Origin of the sequence: Curtobacterium sp. JUb34 (assembly GCF_003755065.1) — a bacterium.
GTDB lineage: Bacteria > Actinomycetota > Actinomycetes > Actinomycetales > Microbacteriaceae > Curtobacterium.
This window is the reverse complement of sequence record NZ_RJVH01000001.1, coordinates 1,148,361-1,167,755: the sequence shown is the minus strand read 5'-3', so window position 1 is coordinate 1,167,755 and position 19,395 is coordinate 1,148,361. Positions and strand designations below refer to the sequence as shown.

Sequence of the window (19,395 nt, the reverse complement as noted above, 5' to 3'; positions counted from 1 at the left end):
GTTCTTGGCAGGTACGCCCGAAAGTGTGAGGTATCGCGCGCGTTCTGGGAACGAACGGGTGCGCTCAGGCGCCGAGCTCGACGAGCACCCGCGGGATCTCGGTCACGAGTTCGCTCGCCAGGTAGCCGAGCGGCCCGACCTGCACCGCGAGACGGTCCCCCGCGGCAGCGTGCACGTAGGACGCCCATGCCACCGCCTGCGCCGGTTCCGCGCCACGAGCCAACAGGCCCGTCACCGCACCCGACAGGACGTCGCCGCTCCCGCTGGTCCCGAGCCCACCGGAGCCCGTGCCCTTGATCCAGGAACGCCCCCGAGGAGTCGCGATGGCGTCACCGAGGGCAACGACCGCCCCGAACCGTTGCGCGATCGCCATCGCGTCGGCCACGTCGTCGTCGCTGCCCTCCCGACCGAGGAGCCGTTCGGCTTCGCCGGAGTTGGGCGTCATCACCAGCCGACCACGGAGCGGTTCCAGCAGCTCCCGGACGTCGGCCGCCACCCCGAGGGCGAAGGCATCGAGCACGATCGTGGTCTGCGGTCCGACGACGCCGGCGAGTCCGGCCACGAGGTCACGGGTGCCGTCGGGATCGTCGAGTCCCGGGCCGACCAACACCGCGTCCGCGCTCGCGGCCGAGTCCGCGATCCCCTCGATCGCGCCGACGGCGACGTGACCGTCCGCGTCCTCGTCGAGCGGCTCGACACCGGACTCGGGCACGGCGACGGCGACCTCGTTCGCGATGCTCCGTCCCACTGCGAGGGTGAGTCGCCCCGCTCCCACCCGCAGTGCGGCGAGCGCCGAGAGCATCGCGGCTCCCGGTGTCCGCGCGGCGCCGCCGACGACGAGCACCTGCCCGCGCCCGTACTTGCCGGCACCGGCCTCGGGGAGTGGCCAGTCACGGAGGAAGTTCGGGGTGATGGGTTCAGCGGGCATGCTCGTCGTCCTTCCGTCCGGTGTGCGCGGTGACTTCGTCGTCGTCGAGGTGGCCGACGGCGGAGAACTCCTCGAGCACCCACGGTGCACCCGCACGGTCGCGGCGGAGCCGGGTGAGGGAGGCGTTCGCGACCGCGTGCGTCCGGGCGAACTCCATGAGCGTCGGCTCGTCGAGGTCCAGGCACACCGCCACGATCAGCATCACGACGGCATCGTGCGCCGCGATGACGAGCCGCTCGGTGCCCTCGATCCGTTCGACGTCGCTCAGTGCCGACCGGAGCCGGAGCATCACGTCGGCCCAGGACTCGCCGCCCGCAGGCCGGTGGTAGTACTTGCCGAGCCACTGCCGGCGACGTTCCTCGTCGGGCTGTCGGTTCCGGACACCCTGCAGGGTGAGCAGGTCGAGGACTCCGAGTTCGCGGTCGCGGAGCCGCTCGTCCACCCGCTTCTCCGGTTCGGCCAGCCCGCCGGCCCCGAGCGCGATCTCGATGGTCTGCTGCGCGCGCAGGTACGGGGAGACCCACAGCGCCACGGGCACGTCGTCGATGCCGCGGTCGGCGAGTTCCTGTCCGAGCGACCGCGACTGGGCCTCACCGAGCGGGCTGAGCGGGACGTCGGCGTCGCGGTACTCGACGTCGATGACGTCGTCGCCCGCGGCCTCGGCCCGGGCAGCGGCGACGTTCGCGAGCGATTCACCGTGGCGGACGAGCCAGATCTCCTGCACTGCCATGCCGCCACGCTAACCAGGCCGCGCTGAGCCGGCTCACCGACGCCCACCGACCGCGGTGGACCGAGCGCTCCGGACCGGGCGGATCGCGCACGGCAGCCCGGCGGCGCGGAGTCGCAGTGCCAACGCATCGAGGTCGAACAGGTCACGCCACTCGAGCCGGATGATCGTCCGGACACCCGGCACCGTGAGCAGCCTGGCATGACGACGTTTCTCGTCCAAGAACACCTCGGTCTGGCTTCGGCCGCCGAGGTAGCGCTCCTGCGTGTACTTCGCGCGTCCGTCGATCTCGACGACGACGCCTTCGGCCGGGAACCAGAAGTCGACGGCGGACCGGCGACCGTCGACGACGAACTCCTGCTGCAGCACGGGAGCGGGCAGCCCGAGCTCGCGGAAGACCACGCGCGCGAGTGACTCCGCCGGGGAACCCGAACGCCCGTCGGCCAGGTCGAGCACCTGGGCGGCCCGGGCACGCCCGCGAGCACTCGGGTGCACCGCTCGCCACAGGTCGTCCGCGCCGATCCCACTGCGCAGCGCGGCGTCTGCCACGACGACCCCGGTCCGCAGGTCGCCGGCCATCGCGATGTCGACCACCGTCCGTGGGACCGCCGTCACCGCGAGGTCGCCGACCCGTACCCGTTCGGCGCCGGACACCGGTCGCGTGTGCAGGACCAGCTCGGCGGTCCTGCCCCGGTACATCGACTCCGGCACCGTGGCGTGTACCGGGACGCTCCACCCGCCGAGCGCCGGCAGCCCGTGCACCGCGGCCGCGGAGTCGTGCGACGCCGTCGCGCGGGTGCCGAGCCGACCGAGCCGCGCGTGCACACGGGTCACGTACCGCTGCCGTGGCCCGGCCGCATCCCACGCCGCCCCGTCCACGAACGCGTTCGGCCCTGCCCGGACGAGTCTGCCCGGACCGTGGAGCCGGGTCCGGCGGCGCAGGGTGGTGGCGTCGAGGCCGGCCTCACGCGTGGGCGAGGCCCGGAGGATGGGCAGCGGTTCGTTCATGGAGGAGACGATGCCCGACCGGCCACGCGCCCAGGCGGCCGACGTCGAGGTCTGTGGACGGGCCTCCAGGCCTGCCCGCCTGTGGAGGGAGAACGTTCCTTCCCAGCGCGGACGCGATCCCAAGCGGAATCGGGCGTACTTGGTCGGAACTTCCGACCAGGTACGCCCGAAACGACCACCTACGCCCGAAACGACCAGGCCAGCCACCCACCCACCAGCCCACCCACCCACCCGCACGCGACACGGCGCCGGACGGAACGCACCCGTGTCCCGTCCGGCGCCGCGGTCTCTCCCCCCGAGGGGGACCGAGGGGCCCGCTGCCTCAGGCCCGACGCACCCGCACCGTCACGATCTCGAACGGACGGAGGGTCAGCACGACGGGCTCCCCGGCCCGCCACGACGATGCGTCGACGGGGCGTTCGAGCAGGTCGACGGCCGTCACGGACGCGACGTCGAACCCGAACGACACCCCGACGTCGGTCGCCCGACCGCCCGAGGCCTCGTACAGGCGCACGATCACGTCACCGGAGCGGTCCTCGGCGAGCTTCACGGCCTCGACGAACACATGCGGCGACGACACCGAGACGAGCGGGTCGACCGTGGTCGTCCCCTCCACCGTGCGGACCGGCAGGTTGAGCCGGTACCCGGAGTCGGCGGCGTCGAGCACCGACGCCCCCACCCGCAGCACGGTCCGGAACACGTGGTGCCCCTGGTCGGCGTTCGGGTCCGGGAACGTCGGCCCGCGCAGCAGTGACTCGCGCACGAGCGTCGTGGTCCCGCCGTCCGGCCGCGTGGAGCGTGTGATGTCGTGCCCGTAGGTGGAGTCGTTCGCCACCGCGACGCCGAACCCGGGCTCGGCGACGTGCACCCAGCGGTGCGCCGAGGTCTCGAAGCGGGCGTGGTCCCACGAGGTGTTCTGGTGGGTCGGCCGGTCGATGTGGCCGAACTGGATCTCGCTCGAGGCGGACGACGCACGGACGTCCACCGGGAACGCGAGCTTCAGCAGCTTCTGGTGCTCGTGCCAGTCGACCTCGGTCTCGATGGTGAGCTCGGGCTCGCCCTCGACGGCGGAGTACCGGGTCGTGAGCGTCGACGACCCGAACGACCGTTCCACCACGAGCGAGGAGCCGTCGATCGCGACCGAGGAGGCCGTCAGCACGGTGCCGTTGCGCTGGTACGCGCGGTCGATGTCCCACGCCTCCCACTGGTTCGGGGTGTCGCGGAACACGGTGTACTCGGCTGCGGCCGCGCCCGGTGCGATCGCGTCGCGGCCGCTGGCGCGGTCGACGAGCGACACGACGTGGCCGGCTGCGTCGACGGTCGCCGTGACGACGCCCGTGTCGAAGACGAAGTGGTCGCCGGAGCGGACGGGAGGCACGGGTCGCGGCGCCGAGCCGAGCGAACCGCCCAGGGCGGTTGCGTCCCCTGCCGCGACCGGCGAGGCGTTGAAGCGCACGACGTTCCCGGACGAGCCGCTCCCACCGACGGCGTCGGATCCGGACGGCGCATCGAGCAACCCGCTGCTGCCGCTGCCGCCCGCAGCCGTCGACGACGACGCACCGACCCCGGCGAGCGCCGCAGCGCCCCCGTTCGCGAGCGCGGTCGTCGCGTTGCCGATCAGCCCCTCGAGCACCTGGGCGATCTGCGCGTAGTTCTCCTCGGCGTTCTCGTAGACCCAGGCGATCGAGGACCCGGGCAGGATGTCGTGGAACTGCTGCAGCAGGACGGTGTGCCAGGCGCGCTCGAGTTCCTCGTAGGGGTAGTCGAGCCCGAGGCGCACGGCTGCGGTCGACGCCCAGAGCTCGGCCTCGCGCAGCAGGTGCTCGGAGCGGCGGTTGCCCTGCTTCGTGCGGATCTGCGACGTGTAGGTGCCGCGGTGGAACTCGAGGTACATCTCACCGGACCACACACCGGGGGTCGGCAGCACCCGTTCGAGCTCCTCGAACACCTGGGCGGGGGTGCCGAGCTGCACGCGGGGCGAGCCGTCCAGGTCGTGCTGGCGTCGGGCTGCGGCGACCATCTCACGGGTGGGGCCACCGCCGCCGTCGCCGAAGCCGTAGAGCAGCATCGAGGTGTTCGCGACGCCGCGCTCCTTGTTGTTCCGCTCACCGCGGTGCAGGTCGGCGGCGGAGACGTCGGAGTTGTAGGTGTCGGCCGGCGGCAGGTGCGTCAGGATGCGCGAGCCGTCGATGCCCTCCCAGTGGAAGGACGTGTGCGGTATGACGTTCGTCTCGTTCCACGACGGCTTCTGGGTGACGAACCACTTCGAGCCGGCCGCTCGGACGATCTGCGGGAGCGCCCCCGAGTAGCCGAACGAGTCGGGGAGCCAGGCCTCGGGGGTGTCGATGCCGAACTCCTCGAGGAAGAACCGCTTGCCGGCGACGAACTGTCGTGCCAGTGCTTCGCCACCGGGCAGGTTGGTGTCGGACTCGACCCACATGCCACCGACGGGGATCCACCGGCCCTCGGCGACGCGCTGCTTGATCCGGGCCCAGATCGACGGGTAGCCGTCGCGGATCCACGCGTACTGCTGCGCGGACGAGCAGGCGAACGTGAAGTCGGGGTCGCGGTCCATCAGGTCGAGCACGTTCGAGAAGGTGCGGGCGCACTTGCGGATCGTCTCGCGCACCGGCCAGAGCCAGGCGGAGTCGATGTGCGCGTGGCCGACGGCGATCGCCCGGTGTGCGGCAGCGCTCGCGGGGACGGCCAGCACGGGTGCGAGGACCTCGCGGGCGTCGGCGGCGGTGCCGGCGACGTCGTCGGGGTCGAGGGCATCCGCTGCGAGTTCGAGTGCGTGCAGGACGTCCGCGCCGCGGGTCCCGTCGGTGGGGAGTTCCGCCATCAGGCCGCGCAGGACCCAGAGGTCCTGCTGCAGCTCCCACACGGTGTCGTCACGCTCGACGAGCTCGAGGGAACGCACGCGGTAGATCGGCTCGTCGCCCGCGGTGGAGCGCGACCCGAGCGGCGTCGCACCCTGGAACGAGTCACCGCCGATGTCCGGGTTCGCACCGGCCTCGACGTAGAGCTCGAAGGACTCCCCAGGCCCGACCTCGACGGGCACGGTGTCGTTCCGCGGCTCGACGCCCTTGATCGTGGAGCCGTCGGTGCGGTACGCCAGTCCCTCGGCCTGGAACCCCGGGTGCCGCTTCGTGAACCCCAGGTCCACGAGCAGCTCCGCGGTGGTCCCGGGCGCGGTACCGAAGTCCGCCGGCACGGTGCCGGTGATCCGGAACCAGGTGGTCCCCCACGGCCGGCCACCCCAGGCGCTGCCCACGGTGAACGGTTCGTACGCCTGCTGGACGGCGGAGTCGAACGGCACCGGCTCACCCGGCACCTCCCACGCCTCGATCGTGACCGGCGCCGAGCGGCGGTGGACGGCGGGGTCGACATGGTCGCGGACGAGGCGGGCGATCCGGGCCTCGACGAGCGGTTCGTCCTTGTGCATGTGGTTCCTTTCGAGTGAGCCGGCCGGGGCCAGCAGATCAGCCCTTGATGCCGCCGGCGAGGGCGTTGCCGCCGCCGAGGCCTCGGGACACGATCACGTAGAGGGCGATGACGGGCACGGAGTAGACGATGGAGAACGCGGCGAGCTGTCCGTACGCGACCGCCCCGTTCTGTCCGAAGAAGTTGAAGATGCTCACCGCGGCGGGCACCTTCTCGGGCGAGAGCAGCAGGACGAACGGGACGAAGAAGTTCCCCCACGCCTGGATGAACACGAAGATGAACACCACCGCGATGCCCGGACGCATGAGCGGGATGACGATCCGCGTCAGGGTGGTCATCATCGACGCCCCGTCGGTCCACGCTGCTTCTTCGAGCGAGATCGGCACCGAGTCCATGAAGTTCTTCGCCATCCAGATCGCCATCGGCAGGCTGGTCGCGGCGAGGAAGAAGATGCAGCCCCACACGTTGTCGATCAGGTTGAGCGACACGAACAGCGCGTAGACGGGCACCATCATCGCGGTGATCGGCAGGCCGGTCCCGAACAGGATGCTGTACAGGAACGGCTTGTTGACCCGCATCTTGTAGCGGGACAGCGGGTACGCGGCGAGCAGTGCGAAGACCACGGTGACGACCGCAGTCCCGCCGGAGAGCAGCAGGCTGTTCGCGAGCGGGATGAACGACAGCTCGGGCGTGAGCACCTTCGCGAAGTTGTCGAGCGTGAACTGCGTCGGCAGCTTCACCGACAGCGACGCCTGGGTGTCGACCGAGGCGAGGACGAGCCAGAGCAGCGGGACCGCGAAGCACACCGCGATGACGAGCAGCACGACGTTCGCCACCCACCGCATCGTGCGGCCGCGCGGTGACGTCATGTGCAGCGAACCGGGAGCGGTCACCGCACGGGTCGAGGTCGGGTCGAGGGACGGGGCAGTGATGGCCATCAGTCCACCTCCGGCTTGAGCGCGCGGATGTAGATGATCGAGAAGACCGCCCCCACCACGAGCAGGATGGTCGCGATCGCGGTCCCGAAGCCGAGCTGCGAGAACTTGAACGCCTCCTGGTACGCCAGGATCGGCAGGGTCGACGAGTTCGTGCCCGGTCCGCCACCGGTCATCACGAAGATGAGGGTGAACACCGACAACGTCTGCAGCGTCGTCAGCATGAGGTTCGTCGAGATGCTCCGCCGGATCACCGGGAGCGTGATGTACACGAGACGCTGCCATCCGGTCGCGCCGTCGACCTCCGCCGATTCGGTGATCTCCTCGGGGACCTCCTGCACGGCGGCCGAGTAGACGAGCATCGAGAAGGCGGTCCCGCGCCAGATGTTCGCCAGGATCACGGCGAACATCGGGAATGTGTAGAGCCAGTTCGGACCGCTGATGCCGATCGACGCCAGGAAGCTGTTGAGCGTGCCCTCGTCGTTGAAGAAGGCGTACGCGGCGAACGAGGCGACGATCTCGGGCAGCACCCAGGCGGCGACGACGAAGGTGCCGACGATCGCCCGGACGGCCTTGTTGGCGGACCGCATCAGGAGCGCGAGGCCGAGCCCGAGCACGTTCTGGCCCACCACTGCCGAGGCGAGCAGGAACACGATGGTCAGGACGACGGACTTCGGGAAGTCCGGGTCCTGGAAGAGTTCGACGTAGTTCTGGAAGCCGACGAACTGCTGGTCGGCAGCGCCGGCGCCGGTGAGTGCGGAGTTCGTGAACGACCCGTAGAACGACGAGATGACGGGGCCGAGCAGGAAGATGACGAGCAGGACGAGGGCGGGCAGGAGCGGGACCGCTCGGCCGACGTTCCGCAGCGGTCGCCGCTTGCGCGGCACAGGTGGATCGGTGCGTTTCGGCGCACCGGGCGCCGACAGCGTCGGGGCGAGGGGGGTGCTGGACACGATGGGTGCCTTCCGGGTGCGGAGGGGTTCCGAAGGTGGGGAAGGACGGACGGGAGGCGCGGTGCGGGACCGCCCCGCGCCTCCAGTCCGTCAGTGGGTGACGTCCGTCAACCAGCGGAGACGGTGTTCTCCTTGCCGACCACCTGCGTGACGGCCTTGTCGTAGGCGGCAGCCGCCTGCTTCGGCGTCTGCTGCCCGGTCATGACCGCTTCCATCGCGACCTGGATCGCGTTGGACACCTGCGAGTAGTCACTCGTCGCCGGGCGGAAGTTCGTGTTCTCCACCAGTCCGGAGAAGAACTTGAACGTCGGGTTGGCGTCGGTGTAGGCGGTGTCGTCCGCGACGTCCTTGCGGACGGCGATCTGGCTGTTCTCGGTGTCGTACTTCAGCGAGCCGTCCTTGTCGAGGAAGCTCGTGATGAAGTCGAACGCTGCCTGCGGGTTCTTCGACTTCGCGCCGACCGCCAGGGTCCAACCACCGGACATCGAGTTGTAGCCCGGGTCCTGACCGTTCTGCGTCGGCATCGGCGCCTGACCCATCACGTCGTTCCACTCGGCCCACGGCGCGGTGCCGGACTTCAGCCACGTGCCGGACTGCCACGAACCGTCGAGGTCGATCGCGAGCTTGCCCTTCGGCAGCCACGTCTGGGCGATGGTCGTGCCGACGTTCGTGTCGAGCGCCTGCTGCGGTGTCGGGCCGAGGCCGCCCTGGTAGACGTCCTTCACGAACTGCAGCGAGTCGACGAACTGCTCCGAGCCCGTGACCCACTTCTTGTCCTTGTAGAGGGTGTTGCCGGAGCCGTCCGCCCCGTAGAGGAGCATCTCGAAGCCCTGCATGGTCGACGCTTCGCCCTGCGCCTTGCCCGAGTAGATGTTGAACGGGATCAGGTCGGGCTTCTTGTCCTTGATCGTCTTCGCCGCGGCGAGCACGTCGTCCCAGGTCTTCGGCTCCCACGGCACGGTCAGTCCGACGGACTTGAAGATGTCCTTGTTGTACCAGAGCGCACGGGTGTCGGTGCCCATCGGGACGCCGTAGATCTTGCCGTCGTCACCCTGCCCGGCCTGCTTGGCGTTGTCGAAGAACTGGTCCCAGTCCTTCCACTTCGCCGTGTACTTGTCGAGCGGCAGGAGGTAGCCGGCCTCGGCGTCGGCCTTGACGAGGAAGGTGTCCTCGTACATGACGTCGGGAGCCGTCGCGGGCGCCTTGTTCATGAGCGCGAGCTTCGTGTAGTAGTCGTTGCCCTGGGCCTGGATCGGGACGAGCGTGACCTTCTTGCCCGGGTTGTCCTTCTCGTACTCCTTCTTGACGACCTTCATCTGGGCGTCGAGCTGCTGGAAGGCGCCGAACTTCTGGTACGCGATCTTGATCGTGTCGCTCGAGGCGGACCCCGAGGCTGAGCAGCCTGCCAGGCCGACCGCGGCGACGGCCACGGCTGCGAGTCCGGCGATGATGCGGGTGCGTTTCATCGGTGCTCCTTTGCACGGGTGACGTCCGCGGGCTCCATCGCCCGCGCGCAGGATTAGTCCAGCGTATGGACTTATCCGTGTCAAGGAGTTTCTCGCACTGGTTCGGGCGTACCTTGCCGAATCGGGCGTACCTGGTCGGAAGTTTCGACCAGGTACGCCCGATTCCGCTTCCCATCGCGTGCGTTCTGGGAAGGAACCTCCGTCAGGAGATCGGTGTCGCGCTCCCCGTCACGGTGATCCCGCCGGACGCGGGGACGTCGACGAGCAGCAGGCTCGGGCGGCCGACGTGGCGACCCTGCCGGATCGTGACGCGGTCCCCCGGCTCGACGGCACCGACCTCGCGCAGGTACGCCCCGGTCGAGGCCGCCGCCGAGGCCGTCGCCGGGTCCTCGGTGATGCGGCCGACCGGGAACAGGTTCCGCGCCTCGTACTCACGCTCCCCGGCCCGGTGCAGCACCGTGACCGTCCCTTCCCACCCGGCCTCGCGCTGCAGGTCGGCGAGGGGCCCGGGTGCGAAGCGGAACTGGTGGAAGAGCTCCCGGTCGTGCAGCACGAGCACCGGGTGCCAGTTGCCGGCGAAGGACTCGAGCACCGGGAAGCCCGAAACGATGTCCGCGGCCTCGAGCCCGAGTAGGTCGAACAGCCGTGCCAGCAGGGCCGGGTCGATGTCCCGCGTCGCCGGTTCGACGCTCGTCATCGCGACCTGCACCGCGCCGTCCGGACCGGTGGTGGCGTCGAGGGCGACCTCGCCGGCTGCCGTCGTGAACACCCGGCGGCCGAGCCCGGCGCGTTCGGCGAGCGCCACCGCGAGCGCCACCGTCGCGTGCCCGCAGAACGGCACCTCGGCACCCGGCGAGAAGTAGCGGACGCGAGGGCCCGTCGCCGTGGTGCCGACGACGAACGCGGTCTCGGGGTAGCCGACCTCGCGGGCGATCGCGAGCATCTCGTCGTCGGACAGCGCCGCCGCGTCGAGGACCAACCCAGCGGGGTTGCCACCTCCGGGCTCGGCGGCGAAGGCGGTGTACCGGAGGATCTCCTGCTGCATGCCCTGACGCTACTGCGGGGCCGGGGCCGTCCGCGCGGGCCGATCGGCGATGGGTGGCCCGACGTTCGGGTGGCCCGAGGTTCGGGTGACTCGACAGGTGGGGGTAACCCCCGCACGACTCCGGGTGTGCACGTGATGTTTCAGCAGGTGATCCGTCACGAGACTGGGTCCATGAGCATCGACACGCGCCCCACCACCGCCCGCCGGACCCTTCGCATCGCCCTTGCTTCGACCGCCGCGCTCTCCGCGCTCCTGCTGACCGCGGGGTGCAGCGTGCTCGAGGACATCGTCCCGAACAAGACCCCGCAGAAGCACTTCGCCACGTACTCCGACGCGCCGCGCTCCGGCGAGTCGGACGACATGGCGTTCTTCATGCCGGAGTGGGTGCCCGAGGACGCGAAGGACATCGACGTCCGCCTCAACGCCTCGGCACCCGGGTACGTCATCGGGTTCGCCTCGAAGGAGGGCGTCGACACGGACGCGTGCACGCCGCTCGACGAGTCGTACGGCGGCACCGCGATGACCGCCGACTTCCTGCCCGAGGAGCTCCCGACGAAGGGCCTCGTCACCTGCGGCGACGGCCGCGCGGTCACCGAGATCGACGGCCGCTGGTACGGCTGGACCACGAAGGACGCCATCCCGGGTCAGGACGACTCGAACACGCTGCGCACCGACGGCTGACGCACCCACCGCACATGGTGAGCAGGAATGGTCGGGTCCGCTGTGCGAACCCGACCATTCCTGCTCACGAAGTGCGCCCGCGGGGACTGGGGACTACTCCGCAGCCACAGCCGCACGTCGGCGACGCACGACCAGCACACCCGCGCCCGCCGCGAGCAACAGGAACGCCACCAGCGCACCGGCACCGAGGCCCGCAGCACCCGTGAACGCGAGCTGCCCATCCGTGGTGATGGTGAGCGGGGTCCACCCGATCAGACTCCCGTCCGCAGCGGTCACCGCCAACCGGTGCGCACCGGCCATCGTGTCCGCCGGGATCGTCACCCGTACCGTCCCGTCGGACGCGACCACGGCGGTCCTGATCAGGGTCGGGGTCGAGAACAGCCAGACGTCCACGACGTCACCGGCCGACGCAGTGCCGACCGTCACCGTGATCGTCTCCCCCGCACGAGCCGACGCCGGAGCCAACACTCCGCCACGGTTCGCCTCCGTCAGCAGCGACTCCGACGGCGCCACCGGAGCAACCGGGGCAGCCGGGGGTCCGGGGGTCGGGCCCGCGGTGGGCGTCCCACCCGGGGTCGGAACCGGCGTCGGCGCCGTGCCGCCGTCGCCCGGGGTCGGGGTCGGGGTCGGGGTCGGCGTGGGCTCCGTGCCCGGGTCGGTGCCACCACCCTCGCACGGGTACGTCCCCGTGCGGAGCGAGAACCCGTCCGTGTCGTTGTCGTCGGCGTAGAACGTTGCGCGCTCCCCGTCGGTGCAGACGCCGGAGACCGCGAAGCCCTCGTTGGCGAGGGTCCGGTCGGCGTTCGACGGTGCCTCGAAGACCTTCGCGGCGGTGAAGGCACCGTCGGTCAGCTCGTACAGCACGGTGCGTCCGGCGCAGGCGTCGTCGCACACCACCCAGAGCGCGTCGAGGGTCGGGTCGAACTGCACGTCGGCGACGACGGCGAACGGCGTCCCGATGGTGGCCACGCGCTGGAACGAGCCGTCCGCCATCAGGGCGTACGCGTACACGCTCGCGGTGCCCTCGACGCCGACGAAGAAGAGCCCCTCGCCGTGTCCGGCGTAGCTCGACGGTGCGTAGGCCGCGCCGGTGTGCTCGTCGGCGAAGCCGTGCGCGGTGAGCCAGGTGTCCGGGATCCAGGTGACGCCCTCGAGCCCGGCGTTCGCGCCGAGCCCGGGGAAGTCCGCGGCGAGATTCCACTCGTCGGTGGCGCGCAGGGTCGACTCGGACCCGTCGATCGTGGCGTAGCGCAGGACCGACGGACGGCTGGTCTTCGACACTTCGTTGTCCCGCTCCGTCGACACGTACACGGCGCCCGGGTCGTCGCTCGTGACGGTGACGCCCTCGGCGTCCGGGGTCCCCGTGCCGTCGGCGTACCGCAGGTCCGTGCCCGCAGCGTTCGACGGTGCCCAGCCGCCCTGGCCGTCCGAGGTCAGGTGGTAGAGCAGGCCGTCGCCGTTCTGCACGGCCCAGAGCTGGCCGTCCCGCGAGCTCTTCGAGGTCGTCCAGTCGATGCCGCTCAGGTCGCCGGAAAAGGTGTCCTCGTCGTCGAGCACGGTCTCGTCCGGGCCGCCGGGCCAGGGCTCGGCGGTGACGACGCCGGCGAACCGGTTCGCGGTGCCCTTCGTCGGCTCGGCGGTGTCGGCGAAGTCGCCGGTGCCGTCCGGGTTGCGGCCGTACGTGGCGGCAGCGTGGGCCGTCCACGAGTACGAGTCGACCAGCGCACCCCGCGGATCGACGACCCGGGCGGAGTCGGCCTTGCCGAGTCCGAAGCCGAAGTCCGCCTCGTCGAGGACGGTGAAGCCACCGGCCGCGACGGTCGTACCGGCGGGGATCGTGTACGCGTGGTCGTCCTCGCTGTCCCGCAGGACGTACCCACCCAGGTCGACCGTGGCGCTGCCGACGTTGGTCAGCTCCACCCAGTCGCCGGGGGTGCAGTCCTGCGACTCGACCTCGTTGATGCGCACGGGCGAGGAGCAGTCGTTGGCGGTGCCCTTCGTCGACGTGGTGGTGTCGACGAGCGCATCGGTCCCGTCGGCGCACCGGCCGTACGTGACGACCGCGTGGCTCGTCCACGAGTACCGGAGCACCAGGTCGCCGGCGGGGTCGTACACCCGCGCGGTGTCGGCGCCGCCGAGCCCGAAGTCGAACCCGGGTGCGGTGGCCGAGAGCTGGTCGATGACGAAGTACCCGCCGGGGGCGATCGTCGAGCCGGCGGGCAGGACGTAGGCGTCGTGGGTGCTGTCGTCGTCGAGGAACGCGTAGCCGGTCAGGTCGATCGACGCCGTCGACGTGTTCTGCAGCTCGACCCAGTCGGTGTCGTCGCCGTTCGACTCGACCTCGTTGACGACGAGGCCGTTCGCGGCGGCCGCTCCGACGCTCGGGTCGTCGTCACCGACGGCGGCGAGGGCCGGGCTGGCCGTGACGATGCCGGCACCGACGGCCAGCGCGGTGGCGACCGCGGCACCGAGCCGCAGGGAGTGGGGGCGCAGGGCAGGAGTGCGCATGCAGGTCCTTCTCGGGAGGGGAGGGGAGACCTGCACGACTGTTCAGCACCTGCGCGTCCGACCGGTGGCCGGACGGTGAACGACAGGTGTCGCGCGGCGGCCCAGCGCCGCGACCCCTCAGTGCCCGCGACCGCTCAGCGCCCGCGACCCCTCAGCGCGCGACTCTCAGCCCTGCGCGACCCCGGAGAAGTCCGGCGACCCGTCGGGCAGCGCCGGCAGCGGCGTGCCGTCGACGTACCGCGGCCACGCCAGGGCACGCGACGACGCCGGACGCGGCTCGTACCGGTACCGGTCCCCGCCGACCGGACCGACAGCCGTGGCAGCCGTCGGGGCGTCCGGCACCGGGGTGGCACCCCACGTCGCGATGGGCGCCGCGGGCGCGATCGGGGGCGCTGCCGGCTGCGCTTCCGGCGTCGGCCACGAACCGACCGCCGGCGCCGAGGCGGCGCCCCGCGGGCGGAACAGCGCGTTGCTGAGCGGCACGACGACCGTTCCGAGCAGGTCGAGGATGACCACCACCCACACGAGTCGCCAGTACCCCCGCGCGTAGTCCACGTCGGGTGCGAGCAGCGGGATCGACAGCAGGAGCGCGAGCAGCGCGATGACGCCGACGGTGGCCTTGGCGACGACCTGGAGCGCGGGCGTCGGGTACCGGCGGTGGATGACGAGCAGCAGGTGCACGTGCAGGAGCGCCACCCGGGCGACGCCGACGAGCCAGATCCAGTGCCAGAACCGCTCGGCGACGAGCCAGAGGTCGTCCCCACCGGACGGGGTCGTCGGGGCGAGCCAGACCTTGTACAGCCCGGCGACGAGCAGGTACATCGAGGTCACGATGCTGGCGAACGCGAAGGTGCCCGATCGGCGCGACGACACGTCGGCGTCGTACCAGGACAGCAGCGCGAAGACGACGACCACGACGATCGTCAGGAGCAGCTGCACCGCGACCCGTCCGAAGTCGCCGAGCAGCACGGCCACGATCCCGACGAGCCCAGCCGCGACGACGGCGCCGATGATCGTGCGGAAGACGAGCGGTCGGACCTTCGCCCAGCGTCGGTCGATCGTGCCGTCGGTCCCGTTGTCCGTCATCTGTCCCCCGTCGTTCGCCGCGCACCTGGCGGACACGTCGTTCGCAGCGTAGCGGGAGGTGGCGGCGGTCCTCGACCGTGGTCAGCGACGGATGAGCAGCCCGCTCGCCCGCGGGGACAACGCTGCGTCGAGCACCAGGCACGCGGCACCCACCGCGGCGACGTCGGCACCGCGGTCGCTCTCGACCACGTCGACGGGGTGCTTCGGGACGAGCAACGGCGACCCGACGATCGCGGCACGGGCGGCCGGCAACGCCGCACTCGCGATGCGCGACCAGAACGGTCCGCCGAAGACGACCCGGTCGATGTCGAGCAGGTTCACGATGACGACCGCGGCGTCGCCCATCACGGTGCCGGCCTCGGCGGCGAGCGCGACGGCGGCCTCGTCCCCGGCGTCGATGGCCTCGGCGAGTTCGTCCCAGGCCCGGTCCACCGCGTCGAGCGATCCCTGGGACCCGGCGGTCAACGCCACACCCCGCTCCCGCGCGATCCGCACCAGCCGGTCCGGCGCCACGGCGGCGCCGACCTCGCCCCGGGTGCCGGACCCGTCCGGGGTGCCGGCGAGCGACCGCTGGTCGACCATGATGTGCCCGGCGTCCCCGGCGTTCGACCCGACCCCGCGCACGGGTTCGTGGTCGACGACGAGCCCGACGCCGAAGCCGGTGCCGAAGTACACGAACGCGAAGTTCCGGGCCGAGGACTCCCCCGCCAGGAACATCTCGCCGACCGCTGCGGCCGTGACGTCCTTCTCGAGCAGCACCGGGTGGCCCGTGGCCTCAGCGAGCGCGTCGCGCAGTGGCACGTCCCGCCACCGGGGCAGGAACGGCGGGTCGACCACGATGCCGGCGTCGACGTCGATGGGGCCGGGGCTGGCGATCCCGACGCCGAGCACCCCGTCGACGTCCACGCCCGCGTCGGCGATCAGGCCGTCGACGGCGGAGCCGATGGTGCGGACGACCTCGGACGGGTCGTCGGCGGTCGGGGTCGAGGTCGTGGACGCCGCGACGACCGTGCCGGCGAGGTCGAGCAGCACGTAGGTGACCACGGCCGGGTCGACGTGCACGCCGACGGCGTAGCGGCTGCCCGGTTCGAGCCGCAGGATCGTGCGCGGCTTGCCCCGACCGGCGACGACGGTGCCGGACTCGACGATCATGCCGGCCTCGATCAGGAACCGGGTGACGTTCGACACGGTCTGCGCGCTGAGGCCGGTGCGCGAGGCGAGTTCGACGCGGCTCAGGCCGTCCGGTGAGCGTCGGACGGCATCGAGCACGACCGTGCGGTTGAACCCGCCGATCGACGGGAGGTTCGCTCCACGCCGATGTTCTGCCATTCCGCGACCATACCGCGGCAACGGTGCGGTCTCGGTCTCCGGTCCGCGCTGGCCCCCGCACGGGTCGCACCGTTACCCTGGCGGCATGGCCGACCTGCGTCTCGAACCACTCTCCGCGAAGACCGCTGCCGCGGCGAACTCCCTGACGCTCAAGCCGGGTCAGGAACAGTTCGTGCAGCCGACCACCTACGGGGTCGCCGAGTCCGACGTCAAGCCGAGCTCCGCGTGGACCCGGGTGGTCCTCGACGGCGACGAGGTCCTGGGCCTCATCATCGGTTCGTTCGACGCCGACAATGCGCAGGAAGAACTGCGCAGCGCCATCTGGCGGGTCAACGTCGCCGGCTCCGCGCAGGGTCGCGGCGTCGGCCGCTTCGCCGTGCACGGCCTTGCGGACGAGGCCCGCAGCCGTGGGCAGGAACGCCTGACGGTCGTCTACGAGCCCGGTGGCGACGACAGCCCCGAGGCGTTCTTCCGCGCCGTGGGCTTCGAGGTCGTCCGCGAGACCCAGTACGGCGACCACTTCGCGGTCCTGACGCTGTAGTACCCACCAACGACGTGGTCGACGTGGACATCCCCACGCCGGAGCCCGACTTCGGGGCAGCGGTCGCCGAGGTCGTCCGGATGATCCCGCCGGGTCACGTCATGACGTACGGCGACGTCGCCGCGGCGCTCGGTTCCCGCGCGTCCCGTGCGGTCGGCAAGGTGATGGCCCACGAGGGCGCGGACCTGCCGTGGTGGCGCGTGGTGCGCGCGGGTGGGCACCCGCCGCTGCACCACGAGGTCCGTGCGCTCCAGCACTACCGCGCCGAGGGCACGCCGCTCGTGCAGGGGACGGCGGCCTGGAGGCTCGACATGCGTCGCGCGCGCTGGTCGCCGTCCACGGACGCGGACGACCCGTTCTGACGGCCGGCCCGCGCAGGTCGGCCGACAGCCCGGCAGCGGTCAGCGCTCGAAGCGCTCGCCCTTCGGGCTGGTCGGGATCAGGCACAGCAGGTACACGACGAGCGAACCGATGCCCGGCACGACGTGCAGGAACTGCCAGAAGCCGGACAGGCCGGCGTCGTGCAGCCGTCGGGCACCGAGGGCGAGCGAGCCGATCAGGGTCGCGAGGCCCCAGAGCACGAAGAGGTAGGACCCGACGGGGTTCTCGAACAGCGCGGTGTCCGGCGTGAACGCCTGCGGGACGAGCTGCAGCACGAGGCCGATCGCGAGCGACGTCAGCCACCACCACCAGAACTCGGCGCGCGAGGCCCGACCGGTGAACACGGTGTACTTCCGCCAGAACCGCCGGACGGCCTCGGTGAAGGGTGCGCCGTAGAAGGGGTCGCGGAGGGCGACGCCGCCGGGCTGCACGCTGTCGTTGCTCATGGAGCAAGCCAACCACGTGGTGCAGCCCGGCCGCGTCCTACACGAGCGAGTCGCGCCAGGCCGCGTGCAGCTGGGCGAACCGCCCGGTGCCGGCGATGAGGTCGGCGGGGGTGCCGTCCTCGACGATCTTGCCGTGCTCCATGACGAGCACCCGGTGGGCGATCGCGACGGTGGACAGGCGGTGCGCGATGATCACCGCGGTCCGGTCGGCGAGCAGGGTCTCGAGACCCTCCTGCACCAGCCGCTCCGAGGGGATGTCGAGCGACGCCGTTGCCTCGTCGAGGATGAGCACCTTCGGGTCCGCGATGAACGCCCGTGCGAACGAGAGCAGCTGTCGCTGCCCCGCCGAGACACGACCGCCGCGCTTGTTCACGTCGGTGTCGTACCCGTCGGGGAGCGCCATGATGAACTCGTGCGCGCCGACCGCCTTGGCGGACGCCTCGATCTCGGCGCGGGAGGCCCCCGGCTTGCCGAGCGCGATGTTGTCCGCGACCGTGCCGGAGAACAGGTACGCCTCCTGCGTGACCATGACGATCGCGCGGCGCATGTCCTTCGTGTCGAGGTCGCGCAGGTCCACGCCGTCGAGCTTCACCGAGCCCTGCGACGGGTCGTAGAAGCGCGCCATGAGCTTGGCGAGCGTCGACTTGCCGGCGCCGGTGGACCCGACGAGCGCGATGGTCTGCCCCGACGGGATGTGCAGGTCGAACTCCGGCAGCACGACCTTGCCCGCGTTGTACGCGAACACGACGTCGTCGAAGTCCATCTTCCCCGTGGCGTCGGCCAGCTTCGTCGGCTTCACGGGGTCCGGCACACTCGGCCGTTCCTCGAGGACGCCGGAGATCTTCTCCATCGCCGCCGAGGCCGACTGGTACCCGTTGTAGAACATCGCGAGTTCCTGCGCCGGGTCGAAGAAGCGCTTGGCGTACAGCGCCACCGCGAGCAGCGCACCGACCTCGAGCGACCCGTCGACGATCCGGAAGCCGCCGACGATGACGACCGCCGCGAGCGTGGCGTTGCCGATGAGCACGAGCACCGGGTCGAACGTCCCGAACAGGTTGAACACCTTCGTGTTCGCCAGCCGGTAGTCCTCGACGAAGCCGCCGTACTCGTCCTTGTTGCGGGACTCCTTGCGGAACGCCTGCACGGCGCGGATGCCCGTCATCGTCTCGACGAAGTGCACGATCACGCGCGCCGAGGTGACGCGGGTGGCCCGGAACAGCGTCTGCGAGTTCGTCTGGAACCAGCGGATCAGGAACCACAGCGGCACGAGCGACACCGCGAGCACGAGCCCGGACGTCGGGTCGAGCAGCACCAGGGCCACGGCGGTGAACACCATGTAGAGCACGCCCTGGATGAGCTGGTTCAGCCCGGAGTCGAGCAGCTCGCGGATCGAGTCGAGGTCACTCGTCTGGCGGGAGATGATCCGGCCGGACGTGTAGGTCTCGTGGAACTCGAGCGACAGCCGCTGCGTGTGCAGGAACACCCGCTTGCGCAGGTCGAACAGGATCGCCTGGCTGATCCGTGCGGCGAGCACGGTGTACCAGGCGGTGAGCACCGCACCGAGGACGGCCACGACGATGTACGTCGCGACGACCCCGAACGCCGGCACCCAGTCGTTCTGGTCCATCACCGCGGGCAGGGCGTTGTCGATGCCCCACGCGATGAGCGCCGGACCCGCGACGGTGCCCGCCGTGGAGACGACGACGACGATCCCGAGCAGCACCAGGCGGAGCTTCAGCGGGGCCGCGAGGGAACCGAGCAGGGCGAGGGAGCGACGCCGCAGGCGCTTGCTCTCCGCCTTGGTGAAGTCCTCGCGCTCCTCGCCGCGCACGCCCAGGGTGGTGATCGAGGCGGTGACGGGCGCGGCAGACTGCGTGTCGGCGATGTCGTCGACGACGGGATCAGCGCCTCCCGGCC

General features: G+C 71.1%; 16 protein-coding genes. 3 read left to right on the top strand and 13 right to left on the bottom strand.

Features of this window, described 5'->3' with window-relative positions; all coding sequences use genetic code 11:
* Window positions 1–64: 64 nt before the first annotated feature.
* From EDF63_RS05660 to EDF63_RS05625, 8 genes are all read right to left on the bottom strand, one after another.
* The gene (locus tag EDF63_RS05660; RefSeq protein ID WP_123311890.1) at window positions 65–928 is read right to left on the bottom strand and encodes an NAD(P)H-hydrate dehydratase; all 864 of its coding nucleotides are present in this window, start codon (window positions 926–928) and stop codon (window positions 65–67) included.
* The gene (locus EDF63_RS05655; RefSeq protein ID WP_123311888.1) at window positions 918–1,658 is read right to left on the bottom strand and encodes a histidine phosphatase family protein; all 741 of its coding nucleotides are present in this window, start codon (window positions 1,656–1,658) and stop codon (window positions 918–920) included. Before EDF63_RS05655 ends, EDF63_RS05660 begins: the two co-directional genes overlap by 11 nt.
* Before the next feature lie 33 nt (window positions 1,659–1,691).
* A complete protein-coding gene (locus EDF63_RS05650; RefSeq protein WP_123311886.1) occupies window positions 1,692–2,663 on the bottom strand; it encodes a hypothetical protein in 972 nt (323 codons plus the stop codon).
* 322 nt (window positions 2,664–2,985) lie between these two features.
* A complete protein-coding gene (locus EDF63_RS05645) occupies window positions 2,986–6,108 on the bottom strand; it encodes a glycoside hydrolase family 38 C-terminal domain-containing protein (RefSeq protein ID WP_123311884.1) in 3,123 nt (1,040 codons plus the stop codon).
* Between the two features lie 37 nt (window positions 6,109–6,145).
* Entirely contained in the window at window positions 6,146–7,045 is a 900-nt protein-coding gene (locus EDF63_RS05640) for a carbohydrate ABC transporter permease (protein ID WP_395871437.1), read from the bottom strand.
* A complete protein-coding gene (locus EDF63_RS05635) occupies window positions 7,045–7,995 on the bottom strand; it encodes a carbohydrate ABC transporter permease (protein ID WP_123311882.1) in 951 nt (316 codons plus the stop codon). The genes EDF63_RS05640 and EDF63_RS05635 overlap by 1 nt, the downstream gene beginning before the upstream one ends.
* 107 nt (window positions 7,996–8,102) lie before the next feature.
* Window positions 8,103–9,461, bottom strand: coding sequence for an extracellular solute-binding protein (locus tag EDF63_RS05630; RefSeq protein WP_123311880.1), 1,359 nt, complete (start codon window positions 9,459–9,461; stop codon window positions 8,103–8,105).
* Between the two features lie 202 nt (window positions 9,462–9,663).
* Window positions 9,664–10,506 carry a PhzF family phenazine biosynthesis protein gene (locus tag EDF63_RS05625; protein ID WP_123311878.1) on the bottom strand — a complete coding sequence of 281 codons (843 nt, stop codon included), beginning with the start codon at window positions 10,504–10,506 and terminating at the stop codon, window positions 9,664–9,666.
* Window positions 10,507–10,677: 171 nt separating this feature from the next.
* Between EDF63_RS05625 and EDF63_RS05620 the strand changes: the two genes are divergently transcribed.
* Window positions 10,678–11,187, top strand: a complete 510-nt coding sequence (locus tag EDF63_RS05620) for a hypothetical protein (protein ID WP_123311876.1) — start codon at window positions 10,678–10,680, stop codon at window positions 11,185–11,187.
* 93 nt (window positions 11,188–11,280) lie between these two features.
* Here EDF63_RS05620 and EDF63_RS05615 read toward each other — a convergent pair whose 3' ends face one another.
* The 3 genes from EDF63_RS05615 to EDF63_RS05605 all read right to left on the bottom strand — a co-directional run bounded on the left by EDF63_RS05615 (window position 11,281) and on the right by EDF63_RS05605 (window position 16,110).
* Window positions 11,281–13,695 (bottom strand): lamin tail domain-containing protein, encoded by a 2,415-nt coding sequence (locus tag EDF63_RS05615; RefSeq protein ID WP_123311874.1) that lies wholly within the window; start codon window positions 13,693–13,695, stop codon window positions 11,281–11,283.
* 165 nt (window positions 13,696–13,860) lie between these two features.
* Window positions 13,861–14,781: a hypothetical protein gene (locus EDF63_RS05610; protein ID WP_123311872.1), complete on the bottom strand. Its 921-nt coding sequence runs from the start codon at window positions 14,779–14,781 to the stop codon at window positions 13,861–13,863.
* Window positions 14,782–14,862: 81 nt separating this feature from the next.
* Window positions 14,863–16,110: an ROK family transcriptional regulator gene (locus EDF63_RS05605; RefSeq protein WP_123311870.1), complete on the bottom strand. Its 1,248-nt coding sequence runs from the start codon at window positions 16,108–16,110 to the stop codon at window positions 14,863–14,865.
* 85 nt (window positions 16,111–16,195) lie between these two features.
* Here EDF63_RS05605 and EDF63_RS05600 point away from each other — a divergent pair, with 85 nt between their 5' ends.
* Both EDF63_RS05600 and EDF63_RS05595 read left to right on the top strand, forming a co-directional pair.
* Window positions 16,196–16,651 (top strand): GNAT family N-acetyltransferase, encoded by a 456-nt coding sequence (locus tag EDF63_RS05600; RefSeq protein WP_123311868.1) that lies wholly within the window; start codon window positions 16,196–16,198, stop codon window positions 16,649–16,651.
* A gap of 14 nt (window positions 16,652–16,665) precedes the next feature.
* Window positions 16,666–17,013 (top strand): MGMT family protein, encoded by a 348-nt coding sequence (locus EDF63_RS05595; RefSeq protein ID WP_260232983.1) that lies wholly within the window; start codon window positions 16,666–16,668, stop codon window positions 17,011–17,013.
* A 39-nt stretch (window positions 17,014–17,052) separates the two neighbouring features.
* On the opposite strand, the gene EDF63_RS05590 is transcribed toward EDF63_RS05595, so the two are convergent.
* Together EDF63_RS05590 and EDF63_RS05585 are read right to left on the bottom strand one after the other, a co-directional pair.
* Window positions 17,053–17,478: a DUF805 domain-containing protein gene (locus tag EDF63_RS05590; RefSeq protein WP_123311866.1), complete on the bottom strand. Its 426-nt coding sequence runs from the start codon at window positions 17,476–17,478 to the stop codon at window positions 17,053–17,055.
* 37 nt (window positions 17,479–17,515) lie between these two features.
* The gene (locus tag EDF63_RS05585; protein WP_123312225.1) at window positions 17,516–19,324 is read right to left on the bottom strand and encodes an ABC transporter ATP-binding protein; all 1,809 of its coding nucleotides are present in this window, start codon (window positions 19,322–19,324) and stop codon (window positions 17,516–17,518) included.
* Between the last annotated feature and the right edge of the window lie 71 nt (window positions 19,325–19,395).

Excerpts from the sequence above, each read along its gene's own strand:
- EDF63_RS05660 (WP_123311890.1), bottom strand. The coding sequence starts at position 928 with ATGCCCGCTGAACCCATCACCCCGAACTTCCTCCGTGACTGGCCACTC.
- EDF63_RS05655 (WP_123311888.1), bottom strand. The coding sequence starts at position 1,658 with ATGGCAGTGCAGGAGATCTGGCTCGTCCGCCACGGTGAATCGCTCGCG.
- EDF63_RS05650 (WP_123311886.1), bottom strand. The coding sequence starts at position 2,663 with ATGAACGAACCGCTGCCCATCCTCCGGGCCTCGCCCACGCGTGAGGCC.
- EDF63_RS05645 (WP_123311884.1), bottom strand. The coding sequence starts at position 6,108 with ATGCACAAGGACGAACCGCTCGTCGAGGCCCGGATCGCCCGCCTCGTC.
- EDF63_RS05640 (WP_395871437.1), bottom strand. The coding sequence starts at position 7,045 with ATGGCCATCACTGCCCCGTCCCTCGACCCGACCTCGACCCGTGCGGTG.
- EDF63_RS05630 (WP_123311880.1), bottom strand. The coding sequence starts at position 9,461 with ATGAAACGCACCCGCATCATCGCCGGACTCGCAGCCGTGGCCGTCGCC.
- EDF63_RS05625 (WP_123311878.1), bottom strand. The coding sequence starts at position 10,506 with ATGCAGCAGGAGATCCTCCGGTACACCGCCTTCGCCGCCGAGCCCGGA.
- EDF63_RS05620 (WP_123311876.1), top strand. The coding sequence starts at position 10,678 with ATGAGCATCGACACGCGCCCCACCACCGCCCGCCGGACCCTTCGCATC.
- EDF63_RS05615 (WP_123311874.1), bottom strand. The coding sequence starts at position 13,695 with ATGCGCACTCCTGCCCTGCGCCCCCACTCCCTGCGGCTCGGTGCCGCG.
- EDF63_RS05610 (WP_123311872.1), bottom strand. The coding sequence starts at position 14,781 with ATGACGGACAACGGGACCGACGGCACGATCGACCGACGCTGGGCGAAG.
- EDF63_RS05605 (WP_123311870.1), bottom strand. The coding sequence starts at position 16,110 with ATGGCAGAACATCGGCGTGGAGCGAACCTCCCGTCGATCGGCGGGTTC.
- EDF63_RS05600 (WP_123311868.1), top strand. The coding sequence starts at position 16,196 with ATGGCCGACCTGCGTCTCGAACCACTCTCCGCGAAGACCGCTGCCGCG.
- EDF63_RS05590 (WP_123311866.1), bottom strand. The coding sequence starts at position 17,478 with ATGAGCAACGACAGCGTGCAGCCCGGCGGCGTCGCCCTCCGCGACCCC.